This window comes from Ochrobactrum sp. A-1 (assembly GCF_022488005.1).
Taxonomy (GTDB): Bacteria; Pseudomonadota; Alphaproteobacteria; order Rhizobiales; family Rhizobiaceae; genus Brucella.
On sequence record NZ_JAKVQC010000003.1, the window covers coordinates 1,060,047 to 1,079,925 of the forward strand.

Sequence of the window (19,879 nt, forward strand, 5' to 3'; positions counted from 1 at the left end):
ATGATGCAATGAGCTCGCCGTATAGTGCCGGATGAGCTCATTGAGAGGCATTGATGTGGACGGCATATGCCCATGGCATCAGGGCGTCGATGTCTTTGGCCAGATGACCGTTGGCGAGGCTGATGAAGAGATCGCGCAGATAGGCGGGAGGATTGCAAGTCCTGCCATCAGCCGCGTCGGCAAGAGTGGTAGGCCACCGCCATCCTTGTAACCTTCCCCGAAGCGCTGTTCCAGAAACGCCAAGCAACGACGCTGTTCTGCGCCGCACCGACATCGCCCTCGCGCGCGCGCCATTTCCCAACATTCAGGCTCAGATTGCCGAGCTGATGATGCCTCCGGCCCGTGCCGTCGCGACGGATAAACGTTTTCGTCAGCAATGGCAGGCAGCCCGGTGGATATAAGTGGCGCTAGGACGTTACACGATCCAGTGATTTACGCGACCGAAATTGTCGCCCATACTGTTAGCTCTGAAGATTTATGATCGTCATCCCGCTTCGCGCAGCCGTTCAGCCGTCTGCAAGTCCACAGAAACGAGCTGACTCACGCCCTGTTCACCCATCGTCACGCCGAAGAGACGGTTCATGCGTGCCATAGTGATCGGATTATGCGTGATGACCACGAAGCGCGTTTCGGTCGAAGCCGCCATTTCATCCATCAGATTGCAGTAACGCTCCACATTGTGGTCATCCAGCGGTGCATCCACTTCATCGAGTACGCAGATCGGCGCCGGATTGGTGAGGAACACAGCAAAGATGAGCGCCATGGCTGTCAGCGCCTGCTCACCGCCGGAAAGGAGCGTCATGGTCTGCGGCTTCTTGCCGGGCGGACGGGCGAGGATTTCCAGACCGGCTTCCAGCGGATCGTCGCTTTCGATCAGTTGCAGTTCCGCCGTGCCGCCGCCAAACAGATGTGTGAACAGGCGCTGGAACTGTACATTCACCACGTCGAACGCAGCCAGTAGACGTTCGCGTCCCTCGCGATTGAGGCTCTGGATCGCCTGACGCAATTTCTTGATCGCCTCGATCACATCTTCACGCTCGGAGACGATGGTATCCAGGCGTCCGGACAGTTCTTCCTGTTCCTCATCGGCGCGCAGATTAACCGCCCCGAGCCGCTCCCGCTCAATCTTCAACCGCTCCAACTGGCGTTCCAATTGATCGGGATCGGGCAAAGCTTCATCCGGCCTTAAACCCGTCTGGCGAATAGCCTCGTGCGGTGGGCAGTTCAGCGCTTCGGCGATCCGGGCTTCGGCATCCTTGCGCCGCTCTTCCGCCGCCGCAAGACGTTCTTCGGCACGCGCACGCTGTTCACGACTTGCCGCGAGTTGCTGGATGGCAAGGGTCGCCGTCTTGTCGAGTTCCGCCTGCGCAGCCTCAGCCTCGGCCAGAATATCGCCAGCCTGTTTTCGAAGGGCATCAGCCTGCGAAAGCTCGTTCAAAAGCGCCCGGCGGCGGTTCTCGATTTCGTCAGGCGCTTCCGCAAGCGTCTCGGCCTCATCCGCCGTTTCCTCACGGCGATCATTCAAAGCAGCTATATGTCGGTCAGCATTTTCGGCCCGGGATTTCCAGTTGCGACGCTCCAGCGCAATCATTTCCAGCCGCCGTTTGCGAGCATCAGCCTCGCGCCGCAGCCCCTCATAGGCGGCGCGCGCTTCTGCCAAAGCCGTGCGGTCCGACATGACTTCGCTGCTCAATGCGGCAAGGCGTTCGCCAATCGCATCGATATCCGGCATTTCGCCAAGCCGCTCTTCGGCTTCCGTGACACGGATCTGCGCTTCTTCGAGATTTTCTTCCAGATGCGCCTTGCTGTCTTCCAGACCGGCACGGCGTGTTGCCAATTGGCCTGCTGCACGCTCCGCAGCCGCGAGAGCCTCACGCGCTTCATCAAGCTTGCGCTGGTTGGCACGCCATTGATCGCGCGCGACACGTTCCTGTTCGACGGCCTTGCGGACGCCTGCTTCGGTTCGCTGCACATCCTGCTCAGCCTGCTCGGCACGTTTGCGCGCGGCAATCGCTTCCTGTTCGAGTTCCACCAACCGGTTTTTTTGTGCCAGTCGCTGAGCTGTCGGGGTCGGCGCATCAGCGCTTGCCGTATAGCCATCCCAGCGCCAGAGCGCTCCGGTCTTGCTGACGAGCCGCTGGCCGGGCCGCAACATGGCCTGCAGGCGCTTGCCTTCACTTTCCGAGACAACGCCGACCTGTGCCAGCCTACGGCGTAATTGCTGCGGCCCTTCTACCAGCCGATCCAAGGGTGTCACGCCGTCGGGCAGAGCGGGATCGGCATTGGCTGCGGGATTGTAAGCCCAGTAGACCGGTGCATGTTCATCGCTTGCCGCATCAAGATCTTCGCCGAGTGCCGCACCAAGTGCTACTTCATAGCCTTTCTCAACACGCAGTTCTTCCACCACTGGCGGGAATTGCCCCGTTTCACCAGCATTCAGAATGCGGGCCAACGTCTGCGCTTCCGTTTCGATGCGATTCAGTTCGGTACGCGCCTCGCTCAAAGGTTGGCGGCTGGCGGCTTCCGCTTCGCGCGCGCTTGCAACGAGCTCTTCCGCGCTTGCGACCAGTTCCTCAGCGGATGCCAGTGCTTCCGCACAGCGATCGACTACGATGCGCTTTTCCGCCGGATCGAACAGGCCACCGATCTGTTCCGCGACAGCAGCGATGTCGCGCTCGATCGCTTCCATCTGGACAGAAAGACGGTCACGACGATCACGTGTTTCCTTCAATACACGTTCGATCTGCACACGCTCTGCGGCAGCTTCGGCACGTTCGGCCGTCACGCGGGACAAAGCGCTCTCGCTGTCCTGCAATTGAACTTCCGCTTCCTCAAACAGTGCATGCAGTTCCTGATCGCGCTCGCCGGATTCTTCAGCGGAAGCGATCAGTTCCTGTTCTTCGTCATCGAGACGCGCCAGAATGTCGGCGTTCTCACGCATCATTTCTTCTTCGCGCGCGATGTCGGCGGAAAGCTGCTCAAGACGCTTTATCAACTCTGCCCGACGGGCACGAAGACGTTCGCCTTCCTCATCAAGCTGCGTTCTGGCAATGGAAAGGCGCTGCAATGCAGCCGCGGCTTTCGCTTCAGCCTCACGCAGTTCGGGCAGTTTGTGTGCGCCGACCGCCTGTACTTTCGCCGCGTTCATCTGGGCTTGCGCCATGTCACCGACAGCCGAGGTTGCCTGCGCCAGGGCGCTTTGCGCCTCGCCTTCCTGCATCTTTGCCTGCGACCAGCGCAAATGCAGAAGTGCGGCTTCCGCCCGGCGAATATCTGCGGAAAGTGCCTTGAAGCGGTTTGCCTGACGCGCCTGACGTTTCAGACTTTCGATCTGGCTTCCAAGCTCGCCAACCACATCGTCCAAACGCTCGAGATTGGTTTCAGCAGCACGCAAGCGCAGCTCGGCCTCATGACGGCGCGTATGCAGGCCGGAGATGCCAGCCGCTTCTTCCAGAAGCGCACGACGGGCTTGCGGCTTTGCCTGAATAAGCTCGCCAATGCGCCCCTGCCCGACCATGGAGGGCGAACGTGCGCCGGTGGACTGGTCCGCAAAGAGAAGCTGCACATCCTTGGCACGCGCTTCCTTGCCATTGATGCGATAGACCGACCCGGATTCCCGTTCGATACGGCGAGAGACCTGCAATTCGTCCGCATCATTGTAAGCGGCAGGCGCAGTGCGGTCGGAATTGTCAAGAAAAAGCGTGACTTCCGCAGTATTGCGCGCGGGCCGCGTGGCCGAGCCGGAAAAGATCACATCGTCCATGCCGGAGGCGCGCATGTTCTTGTATGAGTTTTCACCCATCACCCAGCGCAACGCTTCGACCAGATTGGATTTGCCGCAGCCATTTGGGCCGACAACGCCGGTCAGCCCGCCTTCGATGACGAACTCCATGGGCTCGACGAAGGATTTGAAACCAACAAGGCGCAGCTTGGAGAAGCGCATCAGAATGCCCCTCCTGCAGCGAGAGCGGTGCCTGTTAAAACTGGGTACTGGAACCGCTCCAGCTCATTGTTTGTACGCATTATCCCACGCAAAACCGCTTCGCAATTTTGCTGGAAATGCCCTATCTCAAAAACGCAAAAAGCGGGCGCAGAGAAGCGCCCGCTTTTCGATCTGAAAAACGGATCAGAGAAGCTTGTCGATGATTGCCGACATTTCGTCAACCGAAAGCGCTCCAGCGTATTTTTGTCCGTTAATGAAGAAAGTCGGCGTTGCATTCACACCGAAATCCTTCGACCCACGCTCCATCGTTGCTCTCACATCATCGAGAACTTGCTGGTTCGTCAAGCAAGCCTTGAAGGACTCCTGTGTAAAACCGGCAAGTTTTGCAATTTGCAGGAGAGCTGCCTCACCGTCTTCGGCGGTTGCCCACTGCTGCTGCTGCTTGAAGAAAACGTCGACCATCGGGAAATAACGGTCTTCCGGTGCGCAGCGCGCCAGCATGAAAGCGGCAGTCGCGCGCGGATCGAACGGGAACTCACGGAAGATGAGCCGTGCTTTGCCCGTATCGATATATTTTTCCTTGATTTTCGGGAATGTGTTGATCGTAAAATCTGCGCAATGTGGGCAGGTCAGCGATGCATATTCAACGATGGTGACCGGCGCGTCAGCCTTGCCATAGACCATATCCTTGAGCTTGCCGGGTTCGGCAATCTTGGCCGCATCAACGGTGCCTTCAGGATCGCGCTGCTGCGCATTCGCGCCACCGGCAAACGCCAGCCCGGCAGCCGCTGCTCCGGCAAGAGAAATAACGTGTCTGCGATTAAACGCTGCAGGCATCCGAATCATCCAGTCCTGTTTCAATAGTTGACTTCGACATACAATCTAAAGCGGCAGATCGCACTTCGCTAGACCCGCAGCGTTCACATGAAAGTCAGCGCCTTGCGTTTTTTGTCTTCATATTTGCGACAATCAATTGGGGTGCCAAGTTCAAACTGCTGAAAGCTTGCATCAATTTTATGGCAGCAGGCCGAATTCAGCTGTCCTTACCGTCTTTTCGACCGATTGTCCGCTTCTCTGCGAGAATGTTCTTGCCAAGACGTGCCAGTGCTGCGCGAAGCGCGTCATCTTCGATACCGTCCGTGGCCTTGTCGATGCGGCGTTCTTCGGCAGGCCCAAGCGGCGCCAGCCTCTTTATCCGACGCTTGGCTGGAATGACTGGTGGCTTCTGTTCGATGCGAATGCGCCCGACTGCCGAGAAGCCGAGAAAGCCATTAATACGACTGATAATTTCCCCTGTTTCATGCTGGACTTGCAAGGCAGCGAAGCCTTCGCAGGCGATAATCAGCGTTGCTGGTGAAAACGGATCGTCCTCATGCAGACGGCGCGGCCAGATAATGCGCAGCGGACGTGACGTTGCACCGATGGCAGGCCCGACAATATCTTCCCACGACTGAAGCAAGGCGAGATTGATACCGGCACGCTTTTGCAGCATCGGGTCCACCAGACCCGAAGCCATGTCTGCCAGCGGCCTGAAGCCGCGTCTGGATGTTGGTTCGCTCATCGCGCTCCATTATAGCCGCGAAACCACTCGACAAACAAAGGAATCCCCTGATCGAGTGTCGTTTTCGGGCTAAAGCCAAGATCGCCAGCAGCAAGCGTGATGTCGGCATAGGTGCGCGGCACGTCGGCGGCTGGCATAGATTCCAGCTTACGGATTGCCTCCTTGCCCGTCGCTTTCTCGATTGCAGCAATGAAATCGTTCAGCATTACGGGCCGGTTGTTGCCAAGATTATAAACAGGTGCGGTATCTTCCGGCTTGTCGAGTATGCGCCGTACCGCACCGACTACACCGCTGACGATATCGTCCACGAAGGTGAAGTCCCGCTGCATCTCACCATTATTGAACACCCGGATCGGCTCACCCTTGAGGATCGCGGACGTGAACAGCCATGGCGCCATGTCAGGCCGCCCGTAAGGACCGTAGACGGTAAAGAAGCGCAAGCCCGCAGAGTGGAGCTTGTGCACGTGACGGTAGGAGTAGGCCAGTAGTTCGCCCGAACGCTTTGTCGCGGCATAGATCGAGACGGGATGATCGACAGGATCGCTTTCGGAGAAAGGCACCTTTTCATTCGCGCCATAGACCGACGATGAGCTGGCATAAACGACAGGCGGTCGCTTATCCAGTCTCAGCGCGGTTTCGAAGACCGTGACCTGTCCCTGCACATTAGCGGAGATATAGACGGTGGGGTTCTCAATGGAGTATCGCACACCCGCCTGTGCTGCCAGATGCACGATGATATCTGCATCCCGATCAGCGCCGATCGCCGCATTGAACGCTTCTGCATCGGAAATATCCGCCTTCGCAAACCTGAAACCATCCCTCATATGAAGTTTGGAGAGCCGGGTTTCTTTCAGGGCAACCGGATAATAGTCGTTCACATTGTCTATGCCAATGACCTGCCAGCCTTCATCCAGCAGTCGTTGCGCCGTGTGGAACCCGATAAACCCGGCTGCGCCCGTTACAATGGCTTTCATGCGGCTGATTTCTTTCCAAAAATATACGAGGTGAGACCTGCGCGGCGCGCGGCCATCATTCGCCGCGATGCAGCCGCATTAAGTGCTGCAAGGAAGAACATAGTCGAGGCGATGGTTACCTCGTGCAAAAGCGGATTGTGCAACATGCCGTAGCTGCCGCACACCACCGCGAAGTAAATCAATGCTCGTCGCATCGCCCAGCTATCGGCTGTACGCCACAGATAGACGAAGATCGAGATAAATGCACAAGCCATAAAGATGAGGCCGATAATCCCGTCGTTCAGTAACTCATCAAGAATCGTGTTATGGACATGACGGAAGCCTTCCAACATTGGAGCCTTGTCACCAGCCTCAGTCTTCACGAAATCCATCTTCGAATAGGAGCCTACTCCTGTGAAAGGGTGAGTTTTGATGACATGGGACGCGCTCGTCCACATGACCTCACGGATATCGGCAGACACTTTATCGTCCCAGTTGGAACTGTTGCCGCTGTCATAGTATTCCACCATACCCGCGAACCGTTTGGAGATAATATCGCCAACCGGTCCGACAACGACGAGAGCCGCTATTGCTGCGAACAGTATCGCATAAGCCGCTCCCTGTTGCCTGATGCTGAAACGCCTTAGGAAAATAAGAATTTCTATGGCCGCAAATATCGGCAAGACCACAATGACTGCTCGTGTTTCAGAAGTTAAAACCGCAGTGAACCCCAACACCAGCCAATGTGGGCCGTTCGGCAAATATCGGGAGGCGTTGCGCAGGGGGACTGCAGCCGAGATCGCCGCCACTGCTGCAACGAATGCAAAGACTGCCTGATTGCCGCCGACACCAATACGGCCGCCATTGGTCACAGCAAGATAAAGTGCGATGACCACGGCAAGCAACGTTCCAACCCGCGCGCCGAGAACATAAGCTCGCAACGGATCGCGAACGAGCACCATCCCCGAACCAGCAAAAGCGAAAATGGCAATTAGCAGAGTATAGCCGATCTGCCGGTTATCGTGGAAGGGCTCGCCTCGAAACAGGATCAAGCCCAGCGACCATACAGCATATAAGACTATGAAAAGATAGAACTTTTTGGCGAACATACGTGTCGTCGCGTGACGTCCGCAGGCAAGATAAATGCCGATGCATGAAAAGACGAAAAGTATCAGCGGTCCAAAACCGATGCGAATGGGCATCGCGGCCGACGCTATCCCGAGCACCCAGGAATCTATCCGGCGCCGCAGGAGAAAAGACTTTTTAAAATAACTCAATCTCTGCCCTCTCTTAAGCCCTTCTTATCAAGAGCGTAGGCGATTCGTCGGACATAATCAGTTACTCGAAACACAAGGGTAGTTATCCTTTTGTATACGGGTAAACGCTTCTTGGCGTAGGCAGAACGCCCCTGAGCGATCGTAGAGATCGCAATATCCGAAAATTCGACGACCGGCTTGTCGGTCGTAAAAACCTGATATGCACCAGCCCACCCACGTTCCAATGCAACATCATAAGGCAGTCGCATGGGCCGGAGCGCCTTCAGCATTTTCGACGCGCCTTCCCTGGTTACGACATATGCTGCTGAACTGCCCAGCGGGCCATGCAGACAGCGACCTATGGAAAACTGATCGTCGGCTTTTTGAAACGGGCGAAAGGCAGACGTCCTGTGATTCACGAGTTTAACCGCATCCCAACCCGTCACCTTTGTCAAATACGTCAGGAACGGTTGAAAAGCAGGAGTGAAAACTACGTCATCTTCCACAATGACCGCAAAAGATTCAGGTGCTGCGGCTATCATTTCCAGCACTTGGATATGGCTGAAATAACAACCGATTTCCGCGGGCAGTACAGTTTTACCGTGCCAACGGCGAAAGCCTGCATCATCGAAATCCGTCAGTTCTTCCGGAGACAGCAGTTTTCCCTCAACGGCTTCCACGCGCCTCAGATCGATCGAAAGCGCATCCGCATTGGACTTCAGCCTGTCCCAGCGATCCCGTGACCGCGCAAGATTGATGACATAGACAGGTATAGAATGGTCCACTTATTCTCTTTCCAACCTAGCACATCAGAAGGCCCACAATGAGACTTCTATGCGCTAGGATTTATTATGCACAGCGTTGTTTCTATCAATTGTAAAAATAAGGCATTAATCAGAATGCTGCCCAACTGTTAACCGATGTCCTTCTCATGCTGAATTCTACCAATTCCGATCAATCCACAAAGCTCTTGCGCTGGTATGACCGGCACCATCGCATTCTGCCGTGGCGCGTGAGCCCGTCCGAACAGACCTCCGGCGTCAAGCCCGATCCCTATCGCGTCTGGCTCTCCGAGATTATGCTTCAGCAGACGACGGTGGAAGCGGTCAAGTCCTACTTCATGAAATTCGTAAAACGCTGGCCCACCGTCCAGGCCATGGCAAAGGCGAGTGAAGACGATGTTCTGCGTGCATGGGCCGGGCTCGGTTATTATTCGCGTGCACGTAACTTGAAAAAATGTGCCGACGCCGTGGCCTTACGGCACAACGGCAAGTTTCCGGACAATGCCATTGCACTGAAGGAACTGCCGGGCATCGGCGATTACACTTCGGCGGCGATCGCCGCAATCGCGTTTGGCGAGGCGACTGCCGTGGTCGACGGCAATGTGGAGCGTGTAATTTCGCGGCTCTACACAATCGACACGCCCCTGCCCGCTGCAAAAGCTGAAATCCGCGCACTCATGGGTCAAATGACGCCCATCGACAGACCGGGAGACTTTGCTCAGGCCATGATGGATCTGGGCGCAACCATATGCACGCCACGACGGCCAGCCTGTGCGATCTGCCCGCTCAACGATGATTGCTTGGCTCTCAAATCACGCGATCCGGAGGAGTTTCCGGTAAAGGCCCCCAAAGCAGAAAAGCCAATTCGCACCGGGGCGGCATTCATCGCCATTGCGGAGGATGGTTCAATTCTCCTGCGCAAGCGGAAAGGTGAAGGCCTGCTTGCCGGAATGACCGAAGTTCCGGGCAGCCACTGGACGGCGCGTATCGACGGAGATGCAACAATCGCTGCAGCACCGTTCGCGGCACAATGGAACGCTTCCGGTTCAATCACGCATGTTTTTACACATTTCGAACTGAGATTGTCGGTCTATCGCTCCGAGAATGTCAGCAAGAGTGCGTCTACGGATGGATGGTGGTCACAGCCAGACGACCTTTCCGATGAGGCGCTGCCCACCGTCATGAAAAAGGCGATCATCGCCGCCATACCAGAAGCATTCAAACGAGGGAGGAGAAACCATTGAACAGTCCCGTCAAGCATGTCGTCTTCGATATTGGCCGAGTTCTGATCCACTATGATCCTGAACTTGCTTATCTCGATGTCATTCCCGATGCTTCGGAACGGCGGTGGTTTCTGGAAAACATCTGCACCAGCGCATGGAATATCGAACAGGATCGCGGCAGAAGCTGGCAGGAAGCAGAATCACTTCTGATCGATACATATCCCGAGAAACGCGATCATATTCGTGCGTTCCGGCAAAACTGGAACCGCATGGTTCCCCATGCGTACGAGGACAGCGTCGAAATTCTGCGCGGTCTGATCAGCCATGGCAATGACGTCACCATGCTGACGAATTTTGCTTTAGACACTTTCCGAGAAGCACAGATTCGCTTTCCCTTTCTGGCCGAAAGTCGGGGCGTCACCGTATCGGGCGACATTCATATGCTGAAACCCGACCGCGAAATCTACGATCATCACGTTGCATCGTTCGACCTTGATCCCGCGGCAACGCTTTTCATCGATGACACAATGCACAATGTGGATGGCGCCAGACAGGCTGGCTGGCAGGCTGTGCATTTTACGGATGCGGGCAAGTTGGGCGCTGATTTGAAAGCCCTGGGTCTCGCCTTCTAAAGCGTGTCGCATTTATTCAGCCTCATATCCTGATGCCTTGAAGAAGTTTAGGCATTCGGTGACGGAGAAGAGGCTGATGATGTCACCGAGAGCATAGGAGATGGCATCGAAGCTTCGTGCGGCTCGCTTTCGCAGGAGTGCCTTAAGTTTTGAGAAGGCCATTTCGATGGGATTCAGGTCTGGCGAATAGGACGGCAGGAATAGAAGCCATGCGCCTTCCGCCTTGACCAACGTCACGCCCTTTCGCTATGGCGGCGGTAGAGCGGATCACGGCCTTTTATGCCTAATCATAGACTGGCCTGTCGTCGTCTTTCGTTTCTCGCGAAATCTGTCGATCACCTTTTTAGTAAGCCTTCGACAAAATCGGACCCGAGTGCCTCTCTTAACGCTTCAACTCCGTTTTTGGGTAGTCTAGATAGGCCGCTGACAATACCCTCTTTCCATGCATCACCGCGCTCCCATGCTTCCTCCCAAGCATCGCTTAGTTCAATGCCGTGGCGCGTTTGCACGAGGGCTTCGAAGAGCAAAGCGGCTTGCGTTAGATCTTTGTCAGCTTTCAAACGCCCCAACGTGTCAGTGAGTCTTCGCGACGACACAATCAGCTTGTGTACGGCATACCTCTCGGGAGCAGGAACGAGAACGTTTATGCCTTCGCGGAAAAGTAGCACTGTGCGGATAGGCTCGTAGATCAGGTAATCAAGGAACCGCAGATTCTCCGCCGACGCGCCGCCGAGGGCGGGCATGGGCGACGGCTTGCCAGTGTATTCTTCTGATCCCCGATTTCCGGTCAAGAACTCCACCCGATAGCCCTTGGCGTTCACGAAGGCGACCACCTTAGCCTTATCGGCCTGGTGCGGAATCGCGCGGAATTCAGGGTCGACTGACTGGAGGATTTCGAGGATTGGCGGGAGACTATCTTGGACACCAGCCGATATTGCGAAGTCCTGAGCGAAGTCTGCGTCGCCTGTCTGCAGCGCGGCAGAGGGCAGCCGGACACCGAGCATTCCAGCATAGGTGCTGAATGCCACCGACCCAATCAAGATGGCGCGCAGCCGGAACAACCCAGCATCGGCCAAGGCTTTCGTGACGTCACCAGCGAAGGGATCAGGACCGGGAAGGCCGGCGCGTCGCAGCGTGCTAACCATGCGTCTACGCTCTCGGATGTTGTCCTTGATCTCTTTGTGGGCTCTTACCCGCTTAGCGATGGCTTCGTCGCTCGCGGGGCCGACGTAGCTTCGTTTGTCTTTGCCCTCGGGGGTGGGGAGATCGAAATACCAATAATCGCGATCTTTGACAGTTACGGTCACAAACCATCCTTCTAAAGGAAAGTCTGCTACGAATTGTGCATCCATTGTCCGCTGCGCCAACTCCGCGAACATCGTTCTATAGCTGATGTCGATCTCTTTCATCCTTGGCCTTTTCGAATGAGTTGGTCGTACCGGCGGCGAGTTGAACTATGTCGTTATAAGTTCCTGCCAAAAACCTTATAGCCAATCTTACCGTTAGCAGCGTTATAAGTTTCCGCCAAAACCTTATAACAAGTTGACCGCGAATAAAAGCACAGGAAACGGGCGCAAGATATGGTGCTTGCCTGTATCAGGGCTGTCACAGGCAAAACAGGCTAAAGCGTGTCGCATTTATTCAGCCTCATATCCTGCTGCCTTGAAGAAGTTTAGGCATTCGGTGACGGAGAAGAGGCTGATGATGCCACCGAGAGCATTGGAGATGGCATCGAAGCTTCGCGCGGCGCGCTTTGGCAGGAGTGCCTTGAGTTTTGAGAAGGCCATTTCGATGGGATTCAGGTCTGGCGAATAGGACGGCAGGAATAGAAGCCATGCGCCTTCCGCCTTGACCAACTGTTCCGCCCTTTCGCTTTTGTGGAAGCCGACATTATCGAGGATCACGACGTCACCGGGCGACAGTGTCGGCACAAGCGGTGTCTCACAATCCATTTTTCGAAGATGCGGCTGTTCATCGGAGCGTCGACGATCCATGGCGCGGTCAGGCCATGGCAGCACAGTCCGGCAATGAAGGTCTGCGTCTTCCAGTTCCCGAACGGAGCATAGTCGGCAAAGCGACTTCCTTTGGCCGACCATCCGGTGCGTTTTGTCAGGCGCGTATTCGTGGAGGTCTCGTCGATAAAGATGAGCCGCGCCAAGGCTTTGTTGAAGAACCGCTTTCGACGGTTGATCCGCAGGTCACGCGCCTTGGCGATCTCAAGCCTGCGCTGCTCGCTTGCCTTGGGGCATTTTTATTGCTCAGCCCGAGCCGGTGCAGAAATCGCCCTACCATGGCACGTTGGACTTCAATGCCGCGCTCCGCGAACGCAACCCACAGTTCGTCCAAAGTCGTTACTCTACGGACAGACATCCGCTCGCGGACCCAATCCCCATGAGCCAAGAGATTCGCACCACCAGGCGGGTGGTCCTGCTTGGCGGCGATCAGAGAACCGGATTACTGATGCAGGATCACCATGTTGTTGACGAACCGAGGCGAACCCCGGAAATGCCGAACGGCTTCACGGTTGCCATGCCCCTCATTCACAAGCGCAACAACACGCTCACGCAACTCTATCGGATGCGGCTAGCCCATGGTGCATCTCCTTCCATGGGCAAAGTGAAGCATACTTCAAGCCAAACTGGAATCATGAATCCGGTTAACGGCGACACGCTTTAGAGCATCCCTGAAATCGGGAACCGGCTTCGGGGTAAAGACATGCGTAAAAACAAACGAATAGAGCATCTCCTACGATTCAATCAAAACAGGAAATGCTCCGTGCCTAAAATAGCGAAGGCGCCCGAAGCCGATGCTTCGAGCGCCTCACTATCAGACTATGCTGGAGGCCGTCCGATATCTAATCGTTTGCGCATCTTATCCGAAAACCGCTTCGCACTTTTCGGGACGCGCTTTAAGCGCCTGCAACTGCCATCTGGTCGCGAATGACCTTACGCAAGGCGTCAATTGGCTTCAGCGCGCCGTTTTCCTCGTAGTGCCAGAAAGTCCATCCATTGCAGGCATCAAAGCCCTGAACCTTTGCACCGATACGATGGATCGAACCCGCTTCACCGTTGGCAGCCAGCGTACCATCCGCGCGAACAATGGCAGCAAAACGGCGACGTTCATCACAAAGCACCGTGCCGGGACGAAGAAGCCCCGCTTCGAGGACGCTAGTGAACGCGACACGCGGTTCGGCCCGTTTGCCCGTCATCACCGTCAGTTCGGCTTTGCCGAGCGGTTCAACAGCGTCAATACGGGCCATCGCTGCATCGATATAGCTCTGTTCGCGCTCGATACCGACGAAGTGGCGTCCGAGGCGCTTGGCAACCGCACCCGTCGTTCCAGAACCGAAGAACGGATCAAGAATGACGTCGCCAGGCTTGCTGGATGCCATCATGATGCGGGCAAGCAATGCTTCCGGCTTCTGGGTTGGATGAACCTTGTCGCCATTTTCGTCTTTCAGGCGTTCAGAACCGGTGCAGATCGGGAACAGCCAGTCCGAGCGCATCTGTACGTCGTCATTGGCGGCCTTCATCGCTTCATAATTGAAAGTGTAACCTTTGCCCTTCTGATCGCGCGAAGCCCAGATTAGCGTTTCATGAGCGTTCTGGAAACGACGGCCGCGGAAATTCGGCATCGGGTTCGTCTTGCGCCAGATGACATCGTTCAGGAGCCAGAAGCCGAGATCCTGCAACTGCGAGCCAACCCGGAAGATATTGTGGTAGGAGCCGATGACCCAGATGGTGCCATTCGGCTTCAGGACACGACGGCAGGCCATAAGCCATGCACGCGTGAAGGCATCATAGGCCTGAAAGCTCTCGAACTGATCCCAGTGATCGTCAACTGCGCTGACCATCGAATGGTCGGGGCGATGCAAATCGCCGCCAAGCTGGAGATTATAGGGAGGATCGGCAAAAATAACGTCCACGGAATGATCCGGCAGGCGTTCCAGAGCCGCGACGCAATCACCTTTGATGATGGAATCAAGCCAGGCGGTACGCGGAGCCTCAATGGGCAACTCATGTGCAAGACGTACAAGAGACATGGGATACTCGATTACCTGTGGACGCAAAAAACTTGTCCTTATGGTTACCGGGTAGGGTAAATATGCAGTTAACGCCAAGTGATTGAAATCGTAAATCTTTTCTTAAGCGAGGTGGAAAGTCCGCAGTTCCGGGCTTTTCATGGTCAATTGACCCTCGACATTTTGCCGCCTGTCATCTTAACGCCGCGATCGCTATGCAATTGTAACTTTAACTTCTTGCCCTTGATAAGGCTTGGTTATCCCTTTTTGCCTATAATCGGCAGTCAACTTCTGAATTTGCGTGGCGGGCATGCGCGCCGCCCCGCTTGTCCGGTGTATTTTATGATGAATATCGCTGAACTGCGGCATAACCGGTATTTGCGGGTTCTCTTTGTACCCTTTCGCATGCGTGCACTGGTTCGCGGCAGCGAAATAGGCCTCGTTATCGCCGGCACCGTCATCGGCATCATTTCAGGGCTGATGGTTGCCGCGATTGGCAGCATTTCCCAATGGATGCATCAGGCAATCTTCGCTCTTGAACCCGGTGAGAAACTGAGCTCGGCGGCATCATTGCAACCCAGCGCTTATATCGCGCCGCTCGCGGGCGGCATCTTGATGGGGATCGTGATCTGGGTTCTCGCGCGCTGGCGCAAGCGGCCCATCGTCGACCCTATCGAAGCAAATGCACTTCATGGTGGACGCCTATCGCTGACGGACAGTTTCATTCTCGTCGGACAGAACCTGATTTCGAACGGTTTCGGCGCATCGGTCGGGCTTGAAGCCGCTTATACGCAGCTTGCGAGCGGTTTCGCATCCCGTATCGGTCGGGCACTCAAGCTTCGTCGCGCCGATTTGCGAACGCTGGTCGGCTGCGGCGCTGCGGCAGCTATTGCCAGCGCCTTCAATGCGCCGCTGACTGGCGCATTCTATGCATTCGAACTCATCATCGGTGTCTATTCGATTGCCACGCTGGCGCCTGTCGTCGTGGCGGCGATCGTTGGCGCGCTGGTGACGCAGGCAATTGGCGGAGCGCCCTTTGTCATCGATATCGGTCAGATCAACGACATCACGCCGCGCGACTACGTGCCAGCGCTCGTTCTCGGCTTCTTTTCGGCAGGTATTGCCATCCTCATCATGCGTGGAGTCACTTTTGTTGAAACGACCGCCCGACGCAGCATAGTGCCCAATGTTTTGGCGCCAGCAATCGGTGGTGCCGTTGTCGGTATGATCGCGTTCTTTTCTCCGCAAGTTCTGGCATCGGGCCACGGAGCGTTACACCTCGATCTGAATGCAAACATTACAATACCGGCATTGTTGCTGCTGATCTTCACCAAGTCTCTCGCTTCCGCTGTCTCCATCGGTGCGGGCTTTCGTGGGGGCTTGTTCTTCGCATCGCTGTTTCTGGGTGCACTGACGGGCAAGCTGTTTGCAGCCGTGGCCGGAGCCGTTCTACCTGCCGGTCTGGCACTTGCACCTGAAGTATATGCAGTTATCGGCATGAGCTCACTTGCCGTCGCCGTCGTTGGCGGTCCGATGACCATGACCTTCCTTGCACTGGAACTTACCGGCGATTTTCCAATCGCAATGCTGGTCCTCGGCGCTGTCGTCTCGTCCTCGCTGATGGTGCGGAAGACCTTCGGTTACTCCTTCGCAACATGGCGCTTTCACCTGCGTGGCGAGGCCATCCGGTCCGCGCACGACATTGGCTGGATACGCAATCTGACCGTAAACCGGATGATGCGTCACGATGTGCGAACCGTGCTGATCGATACCGATATAGAAACCTTCCGGCACGATTTCCCTCTCGGCTCGACCCAGCGCGTCATCGCGGTCGATGCCGATGGACGCTATGTCGGCATGATCCCGGTTCCGGAGGTCTATGCCGACAGCTTCGACACATCCGACGGCGAACACAGCATCAGCGAGCTTCTCAAATATCAGGACGAGTTCCTGTTGCCCCAGATGAATGCCAAGGAAGCCGTCGCCCGTTTCGACCGGGCAGAAAGCGAAGCGCTGGCCGTGGTAAACAATGCGCAGGAGCGCAAGGTACTTGGCCTTCTCAGTGAAGCACACACGCTACGTCGCTACAGCGAAGAACTGGACCGGCGGCGGCGCGAAGTTTCCGGGGAGGTCTGAATTCGCACCAACCCCGATTTGACGGCTTCGCCATAAAGGTGTAGCTCAATCGCGGTGTTTCCGGCTGCTGCCGGTGCCCACTCCTCCCAATAAAAAGGCTATGATCATGGCGGCACCGTCCCTCATCATTTTCGATTGCGATGGCGTTTTGGTGGATTCCGAAATTATCGCGGCAGAAGTCGAATCCGCCCTCCTCACCGAAGCCGGTTATCAGATCGCGGCTGATGAAATGGCCGAGCGTTTTGCCGGTCTGACGTGGCAGGATATTCTTCTGACGGTAGAGCGCGAAGCCGGAATTCCGCTTTCAGCATCACTTCTCGACAAATCCGAAAAAATTCTGGACGAGAAGCTTGAGAACGAAGTTCAGGCGGTTGAGGATATCGTGGAAGTGGTCTCGGCACTTAAACTGCCGAAGTGCATCTGCTCCAATTCGACCAGCCATCGGTTGGAAAGCATGCTGAAACGTGTCGGCCTTTACGAACTGTTTGCGCCGAACATCTTTTCGGCCAAGGAAGTCGGCGCCAAAAAGACCAAGCCTGCGCCGGACGTGTTCCTTTATGCGGCCGAGCAATTCGGAGTCGATCCGAAAGATGTAATCGTGATTGAAGATTCCGCGCATGGCATTCAGGGCGCTCGCGCCGCTGGCATGCGTGTGATCGGCTTTACGGGCGGCGCTCACACCTATCCCGGCCATGCCGACAAGCTGACCGATGCCGGTGCGGAGACCGTTATCCATCGCCACAGGGATTTGCCGAGAGTTATCGAGGCCCTGTCCGTCTGGACCGACGCCTGAGTGAATTGATCCGACGCCTGGCTATTGTCAGGCGGCGGATTGCTTGTTGCGCCCCTTGGGCGGGGCATTGAGAATTGCCAGCAGCTCTTCGGCTTCACTCTCAGAGAGGCCGATCAACATACGGGTTCCCATGATGACGGGCTCGCCAGTGGACGTATCGAAGATCGCCCAGGTGTCCGTCGGTTCAAGAATGCGTTCATATTTCTGTTTCATGAGAACACACTAGCGTAAATCTGTTGCCATTCATTTCACGCAGGCAGTCGCATTTAATTCGAATTTTATCGATCTGCATTTATTCACAAGCATTGGCGCAATCAAACTTTTCAACGACGGCTTTGCTGCGCTTCTGCCTTGTTCTCCGCAAACGGATCGTTACCGGCGCCATACATCTTCGTGCGCGCGGCTGAACCACTCAGTTCATCTGACGGCATACAGTCGTTTAATCTAAAAAAGAACATTAATTTCAATATGATCAACACATAACAATATTATCAATCGAAACTGTTGCAACGTTGATTAAATTTGCATAATCTGCGCCTGCAACAGTTTGTTGTAAATTATGTCGGTTATGTTGATATGATTGATTTTATAGAACTAAATAATGATCAGAGGCGTGAAAAGGTTAATTCCGATCAACGCTATGAAGCCTTTCAGCAAGCATCTGCAACGGTCAAAAGCTTCCGTGGTTCATTAGTTTGGCATACTGTTGGCGGAACCGAGCATTTGATGCGCAGCTATTATAATTCTGCCGGAGTCAGACGCCAAAAGGTGGAAGGTCGCCGCTCACCAGAAACTGAGGCGATAAAAGTCAAATGGGATGCAGCTCGTCAAGCCGCTCAAGAGGTCTTGAGCGCGCGCAAATCCCAAATGGAACGCCAGACAGCTGTTAATCGCGCACTACGGCTTGGCCGCGTACCTCATCTTACGGCACGGATTATTCGAGCCGTCGACAATGCTGGCTTGCTTGGTGCCGGGATTCGGATCGTTGGTACTAACGCGATATTTGCTTACGAAGCAATCGCCGGTGTGTTTGTAGATCCAGGCATCACCGCCACTGAAGATATTGATCTGCTCATGGATGCGCGCCGTTCTCTCAAAATGGTCGTAGATGACGACATAAAGAATAACTCACTTCTCGGCCTTCTGAAGAAAGTCGATAAATCTTTTGAACGTACTCGTTCCAGCTATCGCGCCGCGAACCGAGAGGGATATTTGGTTGACTTAATCAAACCTCCGGCCAAACCCATTTGGAGGGAAAACCGTGAAAGCATTGGCAACGGTGAAGATGAACTTGTTGCCGCTGCGATCGAAGGGCTTGATTGGCTCGAAAATTCGCCACCCTTCGAGGCAATTGCGATTGATGAAAAGGGCGAGCCTTTGCGTATAGTCGCTCCGGACCCACGTATTTTTGCCGCTCATAAATTCTGGATCTCCCAAAGGGGAGATCGTGAACCAGTTAAGCGTCAACGTGATCGTGCGCAGGCAGAAACCGTCGCCCAATTGACGACCACGTACTTTAAACATCTTCCATATGAGGCGTCCGAGCTACGTGCGCTGCCACGAACCGTTTTCGAGAATGCAGCATCCTTGTTCATCGATGCATAACCGCAAATTTATTCGACAACCAGGATCAAGAAAATCATGTCTGTTATATTGATACCGTAAAAGGTTTCGTTTCCCACAGTCTCTAATGACCATGGCAGTCAACGTGCCAAGCATGCACTCCGTAAGTTTTTGTCGGGCCACTGAGCAAAACGTCAAGTCGACTGTTATTAAATGGGAAGGCCAAAATTAAATAATGCGCGGAAATATCTTTCCGCGCATTATAACTAAAAGAACGATTTCATGATCAAGCGCCTGACGGCAAATCATTATTTCGTGTCGTAAGGACCTTCGTCGAAGCCTACGAAAATCTGGATATTGTTCTTTTCCGTCATCGGCACGGTGATTGCCTTGTCATTGAAGACGAACTGTGTAGCGGTATCTCCATTGGCTATCGTAACCGCCTGCTTGTGCAGCTTGGAATAGATAACCTGATCGCCCTGGCGGACGGCAACGCGGATTGGCATGGTGATGGTGCCGCTCTTGTATTTTGGTCCGGGTACGACCTTGCCGGCAGCGGCAACGTCAATCGTCATAGTCCCGGCGCCATACTGGCAGGCACGGGTCGTATCGGTCAGAGCGGCCTGATAGATCACACGTGCGGGATCCTTATCACCACCTTTTTCATATGTACTGAAGAAGGCCGTACCGTCACGCAGCGAAACCGAGGGACAGAAAGCGCGCAACTCGGATTCCTTGATGCGCTGGTCGCTGGTAGAGGCGGGCGTGGTCAACGAAGAACCTGAGCCTCCGTCGGCGGCCTTATCAGTGCCACTGGTTGTGCAGCCTGCGAGGGCTGCGAGCAAAACCGTTGCAAAGACTGGAAACAACGATGAACGATTCTGTGGTGCTGTTTGCATAAACCGGGCTTCCCTGCACTGATCGACCTGTCTTCTACATCACGCATGTGTGTAGCGCGATGACGTTTTCCCGTTTTTTGCTCCGGAGAGCAACCCCATACACGTCAACATGCTTTA

18 protein-coding genes and 2 pseudogenes are annotated in these 19,879 nt (G+C 55.2%); 6 read left to right on the plus strand and 14 right to left on the minus strand.

The window, feature by feature from the left end; genetic code table 11:
• Window positions 1-37 precede the first annotated feature (37 nt).
• From MKS82_RS06920 to MKS82_RS06950, 7 genes and pseudogenes are all read right to left on the minus strand, one after another.
• Window positions 38-151 (minus strand): annotated as a pseudogene (locus tag MKS82_RS06920) (transposase domain-containing protein); the annotation flags it as partial.
• A gap of 333 nt (window positions 152-484) precedes the next feature.
• The gene (gene smc / locus MKS82_RS06925) at window positions 485-3,943 is read right to left on the minus strand and encodes a chromosome segregation protein SMC (protein WP_109986204.1); all 3,459 of its coding nucleotides are present in this window, start codon (window positions 3,941-3,943) and stop codon (window positions 485-487) included.
• Between the two features lie 183 nt (window positions 3,944-4,126).
• Window positions 4,127-4,780 (minus strand): DsbA family protein, encoded by a 654-nt coding sequence (locus MKS82_RS06930; protein WP_040130231.1) that lies wholly within the window; start codon window positions 4,778-4,780, stop codon window positions 4,127-4,129.
• A gap of 196 nt (window positions 4,781-4,976) precedes the next feature.
• A complete protein-coding gene (locus tag MKS82_RS06935; RefSeq protein WP_140019992.1) occupies window positions 4,977-5,504 on the minus strand; it encodes a DUF721 domain-containing protein in 528 nt (175 codons plus the stop codon).
• Complete coding sequence (locus tag MKS82_RS06940) at window positions 5,501-6,478, minus strand: SDR family NAD(P)-dependent oxidoreductase (protein ID WP_240578575.1); 978 nt, start codon at window positions 6,476-6,478, stop codon at window positions 5,501-5,503. Before MKS82_RS06940 ends, MKS82_RS06935 begins: the two co-directional genes overlap by 4 nt.
• Window positions 6,475-7,659 (minus strand): O-antigen ligase family protein, encoded by a 1,185-nt coding sequence (locus MKS82_RS06945; protein ID WP_240578576.1) that lies wholly within the window; start codon window positions 7,657-7,659, stop codon window positions 6,475-6,477. The genes MKS82_RS06940 and MKS82_RS06945 overlap by 4 nt, the downstream gene beginning before the upstream one ends.
• Window positions 7,660-7,730: 71 nt before the next feature.
• A complete protein-coding gene (locus MKS82_RS06950) occupies window positions 7,731-8,498 on the minus strand; it encodes a glycosyltransferase family 25 protein (protein ID WP_109986200.1) in 768 nt (255 codons plus the stop codon).
• A gap of 146 nt (window positions 8,499-8,644) precedes the next feature.
• Between MKS82_RS06950 and mutY the strand changes: the two genes are divergently transcribed.
• Complete coding sequence (mutY, locus tag MKS82_RS06955; protein WP_109986199.1) at window positions 8,645-9,739, plus strand: A/G-specific adenine glycosylase; 1,095 nt, start codon at window positions 8,645-8,647, stop codon at window positions 9,737-9,739.
• The gene (locus tag MKS82_RS06960; RefSeq protein ID WP_109986198.1) at window positions 9,736-10,350 is read left to right on the plus strand and encodes an HAD-IA family hydrolase; all 615 of its coding nucleotides are present in this window, start codon (window positions 9,736-9,738) and stop codon (window positions 10,348-10,350) included. Before mutY ends, MKS82_RS06960 begins: the two co-directional genes overlap by 4 nt.
• Window positions 10,351-10,362: 12 nt before the next feature.
• Here MKS82_RS06960 and MKS82_RS06965 read toward each other — a convergent pair.
• The 4 genes and pseudogenes from MKS82_RS06965 to MKS82_RS29510 form a co-directional block, all read right to left on the minus strand.
• Window positions 10,363-10,575, minus strand: a pseudogene (locus MKS82_RS06965) (transposase); the annotation flags it as partial.
• A 110-nt stretch (window positions 10,576-10,685) separates the two neighbouring features.
• The gene (locus tag MKS82_RS06970; RefSeq protein ID WP_140019997.1) at window positions 10,686-11,759 is read right to left on the minus strand and encodes a nucleotidyltransferase family protein; all 1,074 of its coding nucleotides are present in this window, start codon (window positions 11,757-11,759) and stop codon (window positions 10,686-10,688) included.
• Window positions 11,760-11,987: 228 nt separating this feature from the next.
• The gene (locus MKS82_RS06975; RefSeq protein WP_240578577.1) at window positions 11,988-12,344 is read right to left on the minus strand and encodes a transposase; all 357 of its coding nucleotides are present in this window, start codon (window positions 12,342-12,344) and stop codon (window positions 11,988-11,990) included.
• On the minus strand, window positions 12,251-12,508 hold the full coding sequence (locus MKS82_RS29510) for a transposase (RefSeq protein WP_268878391.1): 258 nt from the start codon (window positions 12,506-12,508) through the stop codon (window positions 12,251-12,253). The genes MKS82_RS06975 and MKS82_RS29510 overlap by 94 nt, the downstream gene beginning before the upstream one ends.
• Window positions 12,509-12,741: 233 nt before the next feature.
• Between MKS82_RS29510 and MKS82_RS06980 the strand changes: the two genes are divergently transcribed.
• Entirely contained in the window at window positions 12,742-13,026 is a 285-nt protein-coding gene (locus MKS82_RS06980; protein ID WP_235923387.1) for a hypothetical protein, read from the plus strand.
• Window positions 13,027-13,258: 232 nt separating this feature from the next.
• On the opposite strand, the gene MKS82_RS06985 is transcribed toward MKS82_RS06980, so the two are convergent.
• On the minus strand, window positions 13,259-14,392 hold the full coding sequence (locus tag MKS82_RS06985) for a site-specific DNA-methyltransferase (protein ID WP_109986196.1): 1,134 nt from the start codon (window positions 14,390-14,392) through the stop codon (window positions 13,259-13,261).
• A 324-nt stretch (window positions 14,393-14,716) separates the two neighbouring features.
• On the opposite strand from MKS82_RS06985, the gene MKS82_RS06990 reads away from it, so the two are divergent.
• Both MKS82_RS06990 and MKS82_RS06995 read left to right on the plus strand, forming a co-directional pair.
• Window positions 14,717-16,507 carry a chloride channel protein gene (locus MKS82_RS06990; protein ID WP_151663211.1) on the plus strand — a complete coding sequence of 597 codons (1,791 nt, stop codon included), beginning with the start codon at window positions 14,717-14,719 and terminating at the stop codon, window positions 16,505-16,507.
• A gap of 106 nt (window positions 16,508-16,613) precedes the next feature.
• Window positions 16,614-17,300, plus strand: a complete 687-nt coding sequence (locus MKS82_RS06995; protein WP_240578578.1) for an HAD family hydrolase — start codon at window positions 16,614-16,616, stop codon at window positions 17,298-17,300.
• Window positions 17,301-17,327: 27 nt separating this feature from the next.
• On the opposite strand, the gene MKS82_RS07000 is transcribed toward MKS82_RS06995, so the two are convergent.
• Window positions 17,328-17,513, minus strand: a complete 186-nt coding sequence (locus MKS82_RS07000; protein ID WP_012090863.1) for a hypothetical protein — start codon at window positions 17,511-17,513, stop codon at window positions 17,328-17,330.
• 309 nt (window positions 17,514-17,822) lie between these two features.
• Here MKS82_RS07000 and MKS82_RS07005 point away from each other — a divergent pair, with 309 nt between their 5' ends.
• A complete protein-coding gene (locus MKS82_RS07005) occupies window positions 17,823-18,905 on the plus strand; it encodes a nucleotidyltransferase family protein (RefSeq protein ID WP_235914681.1) in 1,083 nt (360 codons plus the stop codon).
• Window positions 18,906-19,171: 266 nt separating this feature from the next.
• Here the strand turns inward: MKS82_RS07005 and MKS82_RS07010 are convergent, their stop codons facing one another.
• A complete protein-coding gene (locus MKS82_RS07010; RefSeq protein ID WP_151554214.1) occupies window positions 19,172-19,762 on the minus strand; it encodes a hypothetical protein in 591 nt (196 codons plus the stop codon).
• Between the last annotated feature and the right edge of the window lie 117 nt (window positions 19,763-19,879).

Bases quoted from the DNA above. Each gene is read 5' to 3' on its own strand.
- MKS82_RS06940 (WP_240578575.1), bottom strand. From the start codon at position 6,478: ATGAAAGCCATTGTAACGGGCGCAGCCGGGTTTATCGGGTTCCACACG.
- MKS82_RS06970 (WP_140019997.1), bottom strand. From the start codon at position 11,759: ATGAAAGAGATCGACATCAGCTATAGAACGATGTTCGCGGAGTTGGCG.
- MKS82_RS06990 (WP_151663211.1), top strand. From the start codon at position 14,717: ATGAATATCGCTGAACTGCGGCATAACCGGTATTTGCGGGTTCTCTTT.
- MKS82_RS06975 (WP_240578577.1), bottom strand. From the start codon at position 12,344: ATGGATCGTCGACGCTCCGATGAACAGCCGCATCTTCGAAAAATGGAT.
- MKS82_RS06980 (WP_235923387.1), top strand. From the start codon at position 12,742: ATGAGCCAAGAGATTCGCACCACCAGGCGGGTGGTCCTGCTTGGCGGC.
- MKS82_RS06995 (WP_240578578.1), top strand. From the start codon at position 16,614: ATGGCGGCACCGTCCCTCATCATTTTCGATTGCGATGGCGTTTTGGTG.
- MKS82_RS06985 (WP_109986196.1), bottom strand. From the start codon at position 14,392: ATGTCTCTTGTACGTCTTGCACATGAGTTGCCCATTGAGGCTCCGCGT.
- MKS82_RS06945 (WP_240578576.1), bottom strand. From the start codon at position 7,659: ATGCCCATTCGCATCGGTTTTGGACCGCTGATACTTTTCGTCTTTTCA.
- mutY (WP_109986199.1), top strand. From the start codon at position 8,645: ATGCTGAATTCTACCAATTCCGATCAATCCACAAAGCTCTTGCGCTGG.
- MKS82_RS06930 (WP_040130231.1), bottom strand. From the start codon at position 4,780: ATGCCTGCAGCGTTTAATCGCAGACACGTTATTTCTCTTGCCGGAGCA.
- MKS82_RS07000 (WP_012090863.1), bottom strand. From the start codon at position 17,513: ATGAAACAGAAATATGAACGCATTCTTGAACCGACGGACACCTGGGCG.
- smc (WP_109986204.1), bottom strand. From the start codon at position 3,943: ATGCGCTTCTCCAAGCTGCGCCTTGTTGGTTTCAAATCCTTCGTCGAG.
- MKS82_RS07010 (WP_151554214.1), bottom strand. From the start codon at position 19,762: ATGCAAACAGCACCACAGAATCGTTCATCGTTGTTTCCAGTCTTTGCA.
- MKS82_RS06935 (WP_140019992.1), bottom strand. From the start codon at position 5,504: ATGAGCGAACCAACATCCAGACGCGGCTTCAGGCCGCTGGCAGACATG.